This is a genomic window from Enterobacter sp. Crenshaw, from assembly GCF_024734705.1.
Classification (GTDB): domain Bacteria; phylum Pseudomonadota; class Gammaproteobacteria; order Enterobacterales; family Enterobacteriaceae; genus Enterobacter; species Enterobacter asburiae_B.
The window spans coordinates 3,092,379-3,105,520 of the sequence record NZ_CP102932.1 but is presented as its reverse complement, the minus strand read 5'-3'; the positions used below and the strand labels follow the sequence as shown (position 1 = coordinate 3,105,520).

General features: G+C 58.5%; 13 protein-coding genes. 8 read left to right on the top strand and 5 right to left on the bottom strand.

The features are described 5' to 3' along the window. Window positions 1-24 precede the first annotated feature (24 nt). Window positions 25-789, top strand: coding sequence for an SDR family oxidoreductase (locus NWV12_RS14830; RefSeq protein ID WP_075204760.1), 765 nt, complete (start codon window positions 25-27; stop codon window positions 787-789). A gap of 94 nt (window positions 790-883) precedes the next feature. Here the strand turns inward: NWV12_RS14830 and NWV12_RS14825 are convergent, their stop codons facing one another. Next, window positions 884-1,456, bottom strand: coding sequence for a DedA family protein (locus NWV12_RS14825; protein WP_039263154.1), 573 nt, complete (start codon window positions 1,454-1,456; stop codon window positions 884-886). Between the two features lie 157 nt (window positions 1,457-1,613). Here NWV12_RS14825 and NWV12_RS14820 point away from each other — a divergent pair, with 157 nt between their 5' ends. Both NWV12_RS14820 and pbpG read left to right on the top strand, forming a co-directional pair. Continuing rightward, window positions 1,614-2,201, top strand: a complete 588-nt coding sequence (locus NWV12_RS14820; RefSeq protein ID WP_023312454.1) for a Yip1 family protein — start codon at window positions 1,614-1,616, stop codon at window positions 2,199-2,201. 167 nt (window positions 2,202-2,368) lie between these two features. Beyond that, window positions 2,369-3,292, top strand: a complete 924-nt coding sequence (gene pbpG / locus NWV12_RS14815; protein WP_023312453.1) for a D-alanyl-D-alanine endopeptidase — start codon at window positions 2,369-2,371, stop codon at window positions 3,290-3,292. Window positions 3,293-3,386: 94 nt separating this feature from the next. Here pbpG and NWV12_RS14810 read toward each other — a convergent pair whose 3' ends face one another. Together NWV12_RS14810 and dld are read right to left on the bottom strand one after the other, a co-directional pair. Beyond that, a complete protein-coding gene (locus tag NWV12_RS14810; protein ID WP_048979983.1) occupies window positions 3,387-3,941 on the bottom strand; it encodes a GNAT family N-acetyltransferase in 555 nt (184 codons plus the stop codon). A 112-nt stretch (window positions 3,942-4,053) separates the two neighbouring features. Beyond that, window positions 4,054-5,802, bottom strand: coding sequence for a D-lactate dehydrogenase (dld, locus tag NWV12_RS14805; RefSeq protein ID WP_101744605.1), 1,749 nt, complete (start codon window positions 5,800-5,802; stop codon window positions 4,054-4,056). A gap of 189 nt (window positions 5,803-5,991) precedes the next feature. Between dld and bglX the strand changes: the two genes are divergently transcribed. From bglX to NWV12_RS14780, 5 genes are all read left to right on the top strand, one after another. Further along, window positions 5,992-8,289: a beta-glucosidase BglX gene (bglX, locus tag NWV12_RS14800; RefSeq protein WP_048979980.1), complete on the top strand. Its 2,298-nt coding sequence runs from the start codon at window positions 5,992-5,994 to the stop codon at window positions 8,287-8,289. A 145-nt stretch (window positions 8,290-8,434) separates the two neighbouring features. Further along, window positions 8,435-9,352: an ABC transporter substrate-binding protein gene (locus NWV12_RS14795; RefSeq protein ID WP_032658918.1), complete on the top strand. Its 918-nt coding sequence runs from the start codon at window positions 8,435-8,437 to the stop codon at window positions 9,350-9,352. 12 nt (window positions 9,353-9,364) lie between these two features. Continuing rightward, window positions 9,365-10,522, top strand: coding sequence for an ABC transporter permease (locus NWV12_RS14790; RefSeq protein ID WP_048979979.1), 1,158 nt, complete (start codon window positions 9,365-9,367; stop codon window positions 10,520-10,522). Then, window positions 10,515-11,465 carry an ABC transporter ATP-binding protein gene (locus NWV12_RS14785; RefSeq protein WP_039263145.1) on the top strand — a complete coding sequence of 317 codons (951 nt, stop codon included), beginning with the start codon at window positions 10,515-10,517 and terminating at the stop codon, window positions 11,463-11,465. The genes NWV12_RS14790 and NWV12_RS14785 overlap by 8 nt, the downstream gene beginning before the upstream one ends. Beyond that, window positions 11,449-12,186, top strand: coding sequence for an ABC transporter permease (locus tag NWV12_RS14780; protein WP_033146011.1), 738 nt, complete (start codon window positions 11,449-11,451; stop codon window positions 12,184-12,186). Before NWV12_RS14785 ends, NWV12_RS14780 begins: the two co-directional genes overlap by 17 nt. Here NWV12_RS14780 and NWV12_RS14775 read toward each other — a convergent pair. Then, entirely contained in the window at window positions 12,161-12,274 is a 114-nt protein-coding gene (locus NWV12_RS14775; RefSeq protein ID WP_008500895.1) for a protein YohO, read from the bottom strand. The genes NWV12_RS14780 and NWV12_RS14775 overlap by 26 nt on opposite strands. 69 nt (window positions 12,275-12,343) lie before the next feature. Then, entirely contained in the window at window positions 12,344-13,084 is a 741-nt protein-coding gene (gene mlrA / locus NWV12_RS14770) for an HTH-type transcriptional regulator MlrA (protein ID WP_029740179.1), read from the bottom strand. Window positions 13,085-13,142 lie beyond the last annotated feature (58 nt).

The window sequence follows — 13,142 nt, the reverse complement described above, 5'->3', positions numbered from 1 at the left end:
TTTGCAGTTTTTCAGGAGGTGAGTATGACCAGAGTAGCGATAGTGACCGCATCGGATTCCGGGATTGGTAAAACCACGGCGCTGATGCTCGCAGAGCGCGGGTTTGATATTGGCGTCACCTGGCACTCGGATGAAAAAGGGGCGCTGGAAACCTGCCGCGAAGTTGAAGCGCAGGGGCAGCGCGCAGAGGCTATCCATCTTGATTTAAGCACGCTGCCGGAAGGCGCAAAGGCTATTGAAACGCTGATTGCGCGTTTTGGTCGGCTGGACGTGCTGGTTAACAATGCCGGAGCGATGACCAAAGCGCCGTTCCTTGAGATGCCGTTTGACGACTGGCGGAACATTTTCACCGTCGACGTGGACGGCGCGTTTCTCTGTTCGCAGATTGCCGCCCGGCAGATGGTGAAGCAGGGGGAAGGGGGGCGGATTGTGAATATCACCTCAGTACACGAGCACACGCCGTTGCCGGAGGCCAGCGCCTACACGGCGGCAAAACACGCGCTCGGCGGGTTAACCAAATCCATGGCGATGGAACTGGTTAAGCACAACATTCTGGTGAACGCCGTCGCGCCGGGCGCCATTGCCACACCGATGAACGACATGGACGACAGCGAAGTGAAGGAAGGCTCAATGCCGGAAATCCCGCTGGCAAGACCGGGCCACACCAAAGAGATTGCCAGCCTGGTGGCATGGCTGTGCGACAGCGACGCCAGCTACACGACGGGGCAATCGTTTATTGTCGACGGGGGCTTTATGCTGGCGAACCCGCAGTTTAAGCCGGAGGGGTAGTTTTCCCTCACCCTAACCCTCTCCCAAAGGGAGAGGGAACTAAAAACACCCTCTCCCTTTGGGAGAGGGCCGGGGTGAGGGGAGGAGACCGCACTCACTCCTCATCCCGCGTCTTATCCCGGTGCTTCAGCCACAGCCTGACCCCGATCACCGCCGCAACCACCAGAATCAGCCACGCCCAGTGCTTCAGGTGCTGGTCGAGATTATGCAGCCACGGGCCAATCACTTCGCCCCCGACGTAGCCGAGCGTCGTAAAGATCAGCGCCCAGGCAATCGCACCAAGAACATTGAGCGGCAGGAAAATTTTTGGCGGCAGATGGCTGGCGCCAATCAGTATCGGCCCGATAATGCGAAAGCCATACATAAAGCGCGTGCCGATGACGAACAGATAGGGATGACGTTGAATGAGCCGTTGAGCGCGGCGGATTTTCTTCTGATGCTTTGCGAAACGCTTAAGCAGCGTTGGCCCGAAGCGCAGCCCGAGAAAGTAGAGCAGCTGATCGCCAATCATTCCGCCGAGCGCGACCGCTGCGACGACCAGCGGGAATTTCAGCAATCCCTGATGCGCGGCGACGCCGCCTAACAGCGTGATGGTTTCACCTTCTGCCACGCTACCGACGACCAGCGCGGCATATCCATATTGTTCAATAAGTGCGTTAATATCCATTACGTAAATGTTATCTCCCTCAGCGTACCTCGTTTAATCATATACCCCATGAATCAACAGCGGGGAAATCAACGGAAATTTCCCACTGTACATAAAATAATCTAAAGCCTGCATTATACTTAAGGTATCGCTGACGGGCCGACAACAAGGGGGCGCTATGAACCATGTCTGGGGACTTTTCTCCCATCCCGATCGTGAGATGCATGTCATTAAAAGTGAGAACGAAACGGTCTCGCATCATTACACGCACCACGTGCTGCTGATGGCTGCGGTGCCGGTAATATGCGCTTTTATCGGAACAACACAAATCGGCTGGAACTTCGGTGACGGCACCGTGGTTCAGCTTTCCTGGTTTACCGGACTCTATCTGGCCATCGTTTTTTATGGCCTGATGCTGGCAGGTGTGGCGGTAATGGGGCGCGTCATTCACTGGATGGCGCGTAACTACCCGCAACGTCCATCGCTGGCGCACTGTATGGTCTTTGCCGGATATGTCGCGACCCCGCTGTTCTTAAGCGGTATTGTTGCGCTCTATCCACTGGTCTGGCTGTGCGCGCTGATCGGTACCATTGCCCTCTTTTACACCGGGTATCTGCTGTATCTGGGGGTTCCAACCTTCCTGAATATCAATAAAGAAGAAGGCCTGAGTTTTTCCAGTTCAACACTCGCCATCGGGGTGCTGGTGCTGGAGGCGCTACTGGCGCTGACGGTTATTCTTTGGGGTTACGGATACCGTCTCTTCTGAGTTCACTGCATTGCTGGCGTAAATGCCAGCAATGCAGCATCTGTTCACGATTATCCGCTGGCGACAACGCCCGGTGACCGCTATGATGCCGAAGCCAGCCTGTGTTTATCCGTTGATACAGGCGGTGTACGTCATGACGTGCGTGAATAATTATCAGAAGTCTCACCATGCTGAAATTCCGAGTCTCTTTACTTAGCCTGGCGCTGCTGCTGGGCGCGTCCGCTGCCGTGCCGGCCGTCGCTAAAACGCCCGCGGTGACCGCCGCTGCTGCTCAGCCGCAAATTGCGTCCGGCAGCGCGATGATTGTCGATCTCAACACCAATAAGGTGATCTACGCCAGCCATCCGGACCTGGTGCGCCCGATCGCCTCGATTACCAAATTAATGACCGCGATGGTGGTGCTTGATGCACATCTGCCGCTGGACGAAAAATTGAAAGTGGACATCAGCCACACGCCGGAGATGAAGGGGATCTACTCCCGCGTGCGGCTGAACAGTGAAATCAGCCGTAAAAATATGCTGCTGCTGGCGCTGATGTCGTCTGAAAACCGTGCGGCGGCGAGCCTGGCGCACCACTATCCGGGCGGCTACGACGCGTTTATCCGCGCGATGAACGCGAAAGCCAAAGCGCTGGGGATGACCAATACGCATTATGTTGAACCGACGGGACTGTCGATCAACAACGTCTCCACGGCCCGCGATCTGACGAAACTGCTGATTGCCAGCAAACAGTATCCGCTGATTGGTCAGCTCAGCACTACCCGTGAAGAGATGGCGACCTTTGCGAACCCGGCCTATACGCTGCCGTTCCGCAACACTAACCATCTGGTATACCGCGATAACTGGAACATTCAGTTAACGAAAACCGGCTTTACCAACGCGGCAGGACACTGTCTGGTGATGCGCACCGTGTTTAACGGTAAGCCGGTGGCGCTGGTGGTGATGGATGCTTTCGGCAAATATACCCACTTCGCGGACGCGAGCCGCCTGCGTACCTGGATTGAAACCGGGAAAGTGCAGCCCGTTCCGGCCGCAGCATTGACGTATAAAAAGCAGAAAGCGGAACAGATGGCGACGGCGCAGAACGACTGAGTCGTTTGTGCGCGCTGATGCCCTCACCCCGACCCTCTCCCACAGGGAGAGGGAAAAAACACTAAAAACGGTAACCCAGGTTACCGTTTTGCGTTTATTCCGGCAGCGTCCAGTCCCCATCGTTGAGCGAGCGCTGCATAATCACCGTATCCCGCCAGTCGCCTTTCTTATATCCCACGCTGCGCAGCTGACCGACAATCACGAAGCCGTGCTTTTTATGCAGCCGTAACGAGCCAGCATTATTGTTGCCATCACCCACAACGGCAATCATCTGCCGCCACGGGCCTTGCTCGCAGCGGGCGATCAGCGCATCCATTAATGCCGAACCAAAACCGCGCCCGGTGATGCTGGCATCCACGTAAATCGACTCTTCCAGGGTATAGCGGTAGGCGTGTCGCGGGCGGTAAGGCGTGGCGTAGCAGTAGCCCACCACGATGCCGCGATACAGCGCGATAAGCCACGGCAAACCGCTCTCAGCCACGCTTTTCATACGCTGACGCATTTCGTCGATGGTAGGGGGGACTTCTTCAAATGACGCGCGCCCGTGCAGCACATGCCATGCATAGATGGCGGCGATGGCATGCACATCATCGGGAAGGGCATCGCGCACTTCCAGTTCGGTCTCGGATAAAACATCAACAGCCGACATGATGTGCCTGCTCCTCGTTATAGAAAGCCGGAGAAACGTTCCTCCGGCGTCAGACGGTTACTCTATTACGATTAAGGCGCGCTAAACAATCTCTCAAATTTGGCTATAGGAATTAATCAGACGCTTGCGTTACGCGCTGCTCCGCGTCCGCGCTCTCTTTCCAGTATTTCTTCCGCGTTGTTTTACCAATGCCGGGATTCATGCTGTTTGTAGGGTCATTCTCGCGATAAAACTGCTTAAGTGCGTCAGGGGCTTTATAAAGATGCCCGACGTTATGTTCCGCAGGATATTGTGCGCCGCGTTCACGCAGCAGGGCGAGCATCTGCTCCTTCAGTTCGTGCGCATCGACCCCTTTTTTGACGATGTAATCCTGATGGAAGACATAACACATAAAGTGGCCGTAATAGAGCTTATGCACCAGCTTGCTGTCGATTTCCGGCGGGAGGTGCTCAAACCACTCGGTGTCGTTACGTCGCAGGGCGATATCCAGCGCCAGAATATCTTCCACCTCTTCGGCATGCACCGCCTGATAACGGATGGCGGCGCCTGCGGCGGCAAAACGGTGCAGGAACGCTTTGCTGCCCTCTTCAGGCGTACAGGCAAAGAAATCCCCTTCGGCAGTTTTGAAGAATTCGGTCAGCCAGGACTGCGCTTCGGCAATTCCGTCCCCGGCCATTTTCAGCAGCAGGTGGTGCTCGTACTTATCGCGCCAGGTTTTCATTCGCTCCGGTAAGTGCGCCGGGAAAACGTTGCCCAGCTTCTGCATAAAGCGGTCGGTGAAGTGGGGTTTGAACAGCGACACTTTCTCCAGCATCGCGTCGGTGCGTCCCTTCATGGTGAAGAAGAACGGCATTTTGTCGGTGCCGAGCTTGTCGATCATCAGGAACGTATCTTTGCCGTAACGCTCGGCGATGTCGTAAATGTCCCGGTGCATGTACTCGCCCGCCACCGGCAGATGGGTGAATTCGCCCAGAATATGACGACGAATTTCGGTCAGAACCTCAGGCTGATTGGTACCAATGTAAAACACCTGCTGCTTTTTCTCCGCCGGGAAGGTATCCAGACGTACGGCAAACACGGCCAGCTTCCCGGCGCAGCCGGAGGATTCAAACAGGCGGTCCGGGTCGGCGTTGTAGCGCGCCGGCGTATCGGCGTCGATATCCCGCACGCGGGTCACGTAGTCGTGATCGTGCGCATGACGACCGTCGTGCTGAACGTCTTCGTCCTTCACGCGATCGTCGTCGAGCTTGCTGAGGATCTGTTCCGGCGTCGCGCCGAGATCGATTCCCAGATGGTTCACCAGCGTCAGCTTGCCGTTTTCGTCAATACGGGCAAACAGCGACATCTCGGTGTAGGCCGGGCCGCGCTGCACCAGCGAGCCGCCGGAGTTGTTGCAAATCCCTCCAACCACCGAGGCGCCAATGCAGGACGAGCCAATCACCGAGTGCGGCTCACGGCCCAGCGGCTTAAGCGCTTTTTCCAGGGAGTAGAGCGTCGTGCCGGGGAACGCGAGCACCTGCTCGCCTTTATCCAGCAGGTGCAGCTTGTCGAGGCGCAGGGTGCTGATAATCACGATGTCGCGATCGTAATCGTTGCCGTTCGGCGTGGAGCCTTCGGTCAGGCCGGTATTGGCGGCCTGCATTAAAATAATCTTGTCGGCGGCGACGCAGGCGCTCAGCACGCGCCACAGCTCCAGCAGCGTGCCGGGGAAGACCACCGCCAGCGCTTCGCCCTGACCGGAGCGGAAACCTTTGCGGTAGCGGGCGGTTTTGGCCTGGTCGGTAAGCAGGTGAGAGGAGCCAACCAGGCGCGACAGTTCGTTAATAAAAGCCGTGTTATCGTTTGTTCGAACAGAAGACATCTTCCACTCCTTGTGGTGGGGCAAATTTCTCGCTGTAAAGCATAGCGCGATTAACTGTTAAGCGGTCGAGTATTCACGAGAAAAATCAGAGAATAACCCTGCAACGTTTCGAGGGTTTGTGGCACACTGCGCTTTTCGCACGGTATGGCCGAGATCGTCCGGCGGTTATTGATGAGAGAGTAAAACGACATGAAATGGCTATGTTCTGTAGGTGTCGCCGTCAGCCTGGCGCTGCAACCTGCGCTGGCAGAGGATTTGTTTGGTAATCACCCGCTCACGCCTGAAGCACGGGACGCGTTTGTCACTGAATTGCTCAAAAAAATGACGGTCGATGAGAAAATCGGCCAGCTGCGTCTTATCAGCGTCGGTCCGGATAACCCGAAAGAGGCCATCCGCGAGATGATCAAAGACGGGCAGGTAGGGGCCATCTTTAATACCGTCACCCGCGAGGATATCCGCAAGATGCAGGATCAGGTGATGGATCTCAGCCGCCTGAAAATTCCGCTGTTCTTTGCCTATGACGTGGTGCACGGCCAGCGTACCGTCTTCCCGATTAGCCTCGGTTTAGCCTCCTCCTTTAACCTCGACGCGGTGAAAACCGTCGGGCGCGTGTCGGCTTATGAAGCGGCGGACGACGGCCTGAACATGACCTGGGCGCCAATGGTGGACGTCTCGCGCGATCCGCGCTGGGGCCGCGGCTCGGAAGGCTTTGGTGAAGACACCTATTTAACCTCCACGATGGGGAAAACCATGGTGGAAGCGATGCAGGGCAAAAGCCCGGCGGATCGCTACTCGGTGATGACCAGCGTCAAACACTTCGCGGCCTATGGCGCGGTTGAAGGCGGGAAAGAGTACAACACCGTCGACATGAGCCCGCAGCGCCTGTTCAACGACTACATGCCGCCGTACAAGGCAGGGCTGGATGCGGGCAGCGGCGCGGTGATGGTAGCGCTGAACTCGCTGAACGGTACGCCTGCGACGTCCGATTCATGGCTGCTGAAAGACGTCCTGCGCGATCAGTGGGGCTTTAAGGGCATCACCGTTTCCGACCACGGCGCGATTAAAGAGCTGATTAAGCACGGTACCGCCTCCGATCCGGAAGACGCGGTGCGCGTGGCGCTCAAGTCGGGCATCAACATGAGCATGAGCGACGAGTACTACAGCAAATACCTGCCGGGGCTGGTGAAGAGCGGCAAGGTCACGATGGCGGAGCTGGACGATGCCGCGCGCCACGTGCTGAACGTGAAATACGACATGGGGCTGTTTAACGATCCGTACAGCCATCTGGGGCCGAAGGATTCTGACCCGGCAGATACCAATGCCGAAAGCCGTCTGCACCGCAAAGAAGCGCGTGACGTGGCGCGCGAAAGCCTGGTGCTGCTGAAAAACCGCCTCGACACGCTGCCGCTGAAAAAATCCGGCACCATTGCCGTAGTGGGCCCGCTGGCCGACAGCAAGCGCGACGTGATGGGCAGCTGGTCTGCCGCAGGCGTGGCCGACCAGTCCGTGACCGTGCTGACCGGGATTAAGAGTGCCGTGGGTGATAAAGCGAAAGTGATGTACGCCAAAGGGGCGAACGTCACTAACGATAAAGACATCGTCACCTTCCTCAACCAGTACGAGGAAGCGGTGAGGGTCGATCCGCGCACGCCGAAGGAGATGATCGACGAGGCGGTGAATACCGCGAAACAGTCTGACGTGGTTGTCGCGGTCGTGGGCGAAGCGCAGGGTATGGCGCACGAGGCCTCCAGCCGTACCGACATCACTATTCCGCAGAGCCAGCGCGATCTGATCGCCGCCCTGAAAGCCACCGGCAAGCCGCTGGTGCTGGTGCTGATGAACGGTCGTCCGCTGGCGCTGGTGAAAGAGGACCAGCAGGCTGACGCCATTCTGGAAACCTGGTTCGCTGGTACCGAAGGCGGTAACGCCATCGCCGACGTGCTGTTTGGTGATTACAACCCGTCGGCCAAGCTGCCGATGTCCTTCCCGCGCTCCGTTGGGCAGATCCCGGTCTACTACAGCCACCTGAACACCGGTCGCCCGTATAACGCCGACAAGCCGAACAAGTACACGTCCCGTTACTTCGACGAAGCTAACGGCCCGCTGTATCCGTTTGGTTACGGTCTGAGCTACACCAGCTTCAAGGTTTCTGACGTGAAAATGTCGGCGCCGACCCTGAAGCGTGACGGCAAAGTTACCGCCAGCGTCGAAGTGACCAACACCGGCAAGCGCGAAGGGGCAACGGTGATCCAGATGTACGTGCAGGATGTCACCGCCTCGATGAGCCGTCCTGTTAAGCAGCTGCGCGGCTTCGAGAAGGTCAATCTGAAGCCTGGCGAAACCCAAACCATCAGCTTCCCGATTGACGTGGACGCGCTGAAGTTCTGGAACCAGCAGATGAAATACGATGCGGAACCGGGCAAGTTTAACGTCTTTATCGGGGTGGATTCTGCCCGCGTGAATAAAGGCGAGTTCGAGCTGCTGTAACCTTCCCTTCTTTGCATCCCCCGGCTTCCGGGGGATGCGTCTTACGTTATGCTAAAAAGGCATTTTGCCGGGTAAATCCGCTGTTTTAAGCTACGCTTTTCTCTCAAGCCTCTGAAAAAGGCGATAAAAAAATGAGGATAGCGGAATGACGATTGCAAAGGGGATGTTGGGATCTGCGGTGCTGCTGGCGGCGCTAAGCCTGCCGTTACAGGCGGCGGAGCCGGTAAAAGTGGGCTCAAAGATCGATACCGAAGGCGCGCTGCTCGGCAATATTATTTTGCAGGTGCTGGAAAGCCACGGCGTGAAAACCGTCAATAAAGTTCAGCTGGGCACCACGCCCGTCGTGCGCGGGGCGATCACCTCCGGCGAGCTGGATATCTATCCGGAATACACCGGCAACGGGGCATTCTTCTTCAAAGATGAAAACGATCCGGCATGGAAAAACGCCAAAGCCGGGTATGAGAAAGTCAAAAAACTCGACGCGGAACAGAACAAGCTGGTCTGGCTGACGCCTGCCCCGGCCAACAACACCTGGACTATCGCCGTGCGCAAGGACGTGGCGGAGAAAGGTAAGCTGACGTCTCTGGCGGATCTCAGCCGCTATCTGAAAGAGAAGGGTGACTTTAAGCTGGCAGCGTCGGCGGAGTTTATCGAGCGTCCTGACGCGCTCCCGGCGTTCGAAAAAGCCTACGACTTCAAGCTCGACCAGGCGCAGCTGCTCTCGCTGGCCGGCGGGGATACGGCGGTAACCATCAAGGCGGCGGCGCAGCAAACTTCCGGCGTTAACGCGGCAATGGCCTACGGCACCGACGGCCCGGTGGCGGCGCTCGGCCTGCAAACCCTGACCGATCCAAAAGGCGTACAGCCGATTTACGCCCCGACCCCGGTCGTGCGCGAGGCGGTGCTGAAAGCCTATCCGGATATTGCAGAATGGCTCAAGCCGGTCTTCGAAAAACTGGATGAAAAAACGCTGCAACAGCTGAACGCCAGCATTGCCGTCGAGGGGCTGGATGCCAAAAAAGTGGCCGCCGACTTCCTGAAACAACAAGGGCTTGTGAAGTAACGGGAAAGGGCTGTGCCAATAAAATGTCATAACCGCGTACTGCTGCTGTTGGCCTGCGTGGCCATCGCGGCAGTCGCGCTGCCGTTTGTGAATGTCGCCCCTAACCGCCTGATGTCAGGGGAGGGGCGCTATCTCTGGGAAGTGTGGGCGTTCACGCCGTGGTGGCTGGCGGCGGCGCTGGCCGCGTGGGTTGCTCTTTCATTCTGGCAAGGGCGCACGGCGCAGTGGCTGACGCTGCTCCTCGCTGAAGGGCTGTTTATCATCCTGTTCTGGGGGGCCGGGCAGGCGGCGACGCATATGGCGTCAGCGGAAAGTCCGCTGGCGAGAACCACGGTGGGCAGCGGCCTCTGGCTGTGGCTGGCGCTGTGTCTGCTGGCCAGCAGCGACGCCATTCGTCGACTCATCTCCAGCGCCGTCTGGCGCTGGGTGCTCAACGCGCAGATATGGTGCATTCCCTTGTTCCTGCTGTTCAGCGGTGAGCTGAACAATCTCTCGCTGCTGAAAGAGTACGCCAACCGTCAGGAGGTGTTTGATGATGCCCTGGCGCAACACCTGACGATCCTTTTTGGCACGCTGATCCCGGCTCTGCTGATCGGGATACCGCTCGGCATGTGGTGCTATCGTCATCCTTCACGCCAGGGTGGGGTCTTTGCCGTGCTCAACGTGATCCAGACCATCCCTTCCGTCGCGCTGTTTGGCCTGCTGATTGCCCCGCTGGCGGGGCTGGTGAAGTCATTTCCGGTGCTGGGAACGCTCGGCATAGCCGGAACGGGGTTAACGCCCTCGCTTATCGCGCTGGTGCTGTATGCGCTGCTGCCGCTGGTGCGCGGCGTGGTCGCGGGTCTGGGCCAGGTCGCGCCGGATGTGCTTGAAAGCGCCCATGCGATGGGGATGAGCGCGCGGCAGTGTTTCTGGAAAATTCAGCTCCCGCTGGCGCTGCCCCTGCTGCTGCGCAGCCTGCGGGTGGTGACGGTACAAACCGTCGGCATGGCGGTGATTGCGGCCCTGATTGGCGCGGGCGGCTTTGGCGCGCTGGTGTTCCAGGGGCTGCTCAGCAGTGCCCTCGATCTGGTGTTACTGGGCGTGGTGCCCACGATTGCGCTGGCGGTTGTCGTCGACGCGCTGTTTGCCTTATGGCTCGCGCTGCTCAGGAGAAGAGCCAATGATTGAATTTCATGATGTCAGTAAAACCTTTGCCGGTCGCCCGGCGGCGAGCCATCTGAACCTGAACTTTGCCGAGGGGGCGTTTTCCGTGCTGATTGGCACCTCGGGCTCGGGAAAATCCACCACCCTGAAGATGATCAACCGCCTGGTTGAGCACGACAGCGGGCTGATCCGCTTTGCCGGGGAAGAGATCCGCAGCCTGCCGGTGCTGGAGCTGCGCCGCCGTATGGGCTATGCCATTCAGTCTATCGGCCTGTTTCCGCACTGGACGGTGGCGCAGAACATCGCCACCGTGCTGCAGCTGGAGAAATGGTCGCGGGCAAAAATCGCTGACCGGGTGGATGAACTCATGTCGCTCCTGGGGCTGGAGCCCGCGCTGCGCGACCGCTATCCGCACCAGCTTTCCGGAGGCCAGCAGCAGCGCGTGGGCGTGGCGCGCGCGCTGGCGGCTAACCCGCAGGTACTGCTGATGGATGAACCCTTCGGCGCGCTGGATCCGGTCACGCGCGGGGCGCTGCAGGCGGAGATGACCCGCATCCACCGCATTCTCGGACGCACGATCGTTCTCGTGACGCACGATATTGATGAAGCTCTGCGCCTGGCCGACCATCTGGTGCTGATGGATCATGGCGAAGTGGTGCAGCAGGGCTCGCCGCTTGAGCTATTAACATGGCCGAAGAACGACTTTGTGCGCGAGTTTTTTGGCCGCAGCGAGCTGGGCGTGAGGCTGCTCTCCCTGCGGACGGTCAGCGACTATATGCGTCGGGAGGAGGTACCGGTGAGCGGCGAACCTCTACAGGCGCAGATGAGCCTGCGGGATGCCCTCTCGGCGTTTGTCGCGCGCCAGTGCGAGGTATTGCCCGTCTCGGACTCGCGCGGTACGCCGTGCGGAACCTTACATTTTCGCGATCTGCTGGCCGGGGAGGTGACGCGTGAAGGCACTGCGTGATCCGCTCCTCTGGCTGGTAGCGCTCTTTGTCGCCTTACTGTTTCTGATGCCCCACAGCGCGGCGCTGTTTAACGCCCTTTTTCCGGGGCTGCCGCGGCCGGTTTATCAGCAGGAAAGCTTTATTAATCTCGCCCTGGCGCATCTCTGGCTGGTGGCGCTCTCAAGCGCCATCGCGGTTGTGTTGGGAGTTGGGGCAGGCATCGCGGTCACGCGGCCTGCGGGCAAAGAATTTCGTCCGCTGGTGGAGACGATAGCGGCGATTGGCCAGACGTTTCCCCCGGTGGCGGTGCTGGCGATAGCGGTGCCGGTGATGGGCTTTGGTCAGCAGCCCGCCATTATTGCGCTGATTTTATACGGCGTATTGCCGGTGCTGCAGGGCACGCTGGCGGGCCTCGCGGCGGTACCGGCGTCGGTGCTGAGCGTGGCAGAAGGGATGGGGATGAGTCGCGGCCAGCGGCTGCGCAAGGTTGAACTGCCGCTTGCGGCACCGGTGATTATTGCCGGGATCCGCACGTCGGTGATTATTAACATCGGGACGGCGACCATTGCGTCAACGGTCGGTGCCAATACGCTGGGAACGCCGATTATTATCGGCCTGAGCGGGTTTAATACGGCTTACATTGTGCAGGGGGCGGTGCTGGTCGCGCTGGCGGCAATCGTCGTCGATCGCCTTTTTGAGCGGCTGGCGCTGTACCTCAGCCGACACCGCCGCGAACAATAAACGAGTATCCTGCCAGCATCACGCCGCCGATACCGCTCACGGCCATCAGGACAAAAAGGGTAATAATGGCCAGTTTGGTTGCCTTCATCATGTGCTCCTGTTGTTAACGGAACAATTATACGGTGAAGCGCAGCTGTTAATGAACCATTAAATGCCGTTATGGCTCATCCGGGCCAAGGGAATAAACCGGGTAACCATTCTCTCGCCATTCCGTCAGCAGCTGCTGCTGCGTGGCGGACGGCACTTCTCCACACCAGACTAGCAGGGTCTGACCGTCGAAAAACTCGGGCTTAAGCTGCGCCAGCGAGTGCGCCAGGACATCCACGCGCCAGCCCTTCTGGGTCGCAATCCACGCTTCCAGCCACAGGCGGGTGGTATCGTGCACGTTCCAGCCGACCACCAGCGCATCTTTTCCGGCCTTGTTCTTCGCTGAGGCAAGGCAGACGGCAATATAGTTGATCAGCACCCCGTCGAGTATGCTGAGCAGCGCCTGCAGGGTGGACTGCTGGCATTGCAGACGTCGACGGAGCGGAATGAAAAGATGGGAGATCAGCGTCTGTGCCGGATAGTCGCGGCCCTGCTCTTTTATCCATGCGCGCAGGCGCTGAAGATTCCCCGCCTGCAGAAGCCGCAGCAGGGTTTCCTGTTGTTCGCGCCAGAGATGTTGCGTGTCCGGGTCATCATGGCTCAGCAGGGACTTCACTTTGCCGACCTGCACTCCGTTGTCGATCCAGCTTTTAATTTCGCGGATGCGGTCGATATCGGCCTCATTGAAAAGGCGATGCCCACCGTCGGTCCTCTGCGGTTTAAGCAATCCATACCGTCGCTGCCACGCCCGTAGGGTAACGGGATTGATATCACAAAGGAGTGCCACTTCACCTATCGTGTAAAGCGCCATATTCGCCCCCTGGCTTACGCGTTCCCAGCTTAACTGTAGACCCACTTTGGCGAACCAG